The sequence below is a fragment of the Streptomyces sp. SID3212 genome, assembly GCF_009865405.1.
Taxonomy (GTDB): domain Bacteria; phylum Actinomycetota; class Actinomycetes; order Streptomycetales; family Streptomycetaceae; genus Streptomyces.
Genome location: NZ_WWJY01000501.1, coordinates 1 through 946 on the forward strand (window position 1 = coordinate 1; position 946 = coordinate 946).

General features: G+C 68.2%; 2 pseudogenes. Both read right to left on the minus strand.

Annotated elements, in window-relative coordinates:
- Window positions 1-594 (minus strand): annotated as a pseudogene (locus tag GT042_RS15160) (molybdopterin-binding protein); the annotation flags it as partial.
- A gap of 90 nt (window positions 595-684) precedes the next feature.
- Window positions 685-946: pseudogene (locus GT042_RS15165) on the minus strand (hypothetical protein); the annotation flags it as partial.

The following is a 946-nucleotide window of genomic DNA, read 5'->3' on the forward strand; positions in this document are numbered from 1 at the left end:
CAGCAGTGAGCGCCGCTCGGCCCCGGCCGTGACCACGTCGCCCGCCGGGTCCCGCGCGTCGAGGCTCGTCGTCGCCGGCGAGGTACGGCGCCAGTGCGCGGCGATCACGGGTGCCTTCACGGCGAGGTGGACGAGAAGCGCGCCGATGATGACGAACGCCAGCGCCCAGTGGACGGCACGGAAGGGAAAGGGCCAGGGATACCACTGAATGGTGTTGAGGAGTCCCATGAACAGTTCGAGCAGGGTGGCCGCGACCAGAACGGCGATGGAGATCCGTTCCAGCGCGTGTGCGACGGAACGGATCGGAGGCCATTCGAAAAGCCTCGGATAGACCGTCCAGAGTTTCACCAGAAGCAGGGGAATCGCGGCGATACCGCTGATGACGTGGAGGCTCTGGGTGACGCGATATCCGGAGACGGGCCTGGTGGGGAGGTGTCCGGCCGCCCAGCCGGGCGGTTGCTGAAGGTAATGACTGGTGACGCCCGTGACGAAGCAGACAAGAATCGCGAGTCCGAGCCACCGGCCCACCGCCGTCGCCGTGCGCGGGTCGTGCGATCGGCCCCTGAATCGGGGGAGGAAAGGCGGGATACGCATATCCGTATTCCACGCTGTTTCCGTGACGAGGTGAAGGGGATCAACGCTTACGGAAAACTGACGTCCGCATTTCCCGGCCCACGATTTCGCTCACCAGAACGTGAGCAGCAGATGATTGACGGCCAGTCCGGTGGCGGCCTGGGCCAGCAGCCAGCGCCGGTGGTCGCGGACCGGCAGCAGGGAGGCGGTCACCGGCAGCCAGAGGGTGAAGGGCAGCCAGATGCGTTCCGTCTCGGCCTTGCTCATCCCGGACAGGTCGGCGGCGGCCACCGCCAGCAGGAGGGCCGCGACCAGCAGCACGAGCGCGCCGTCACCGGTGACCGGCCCGCCGCGCCGCAGCCGCCGCAGCGGG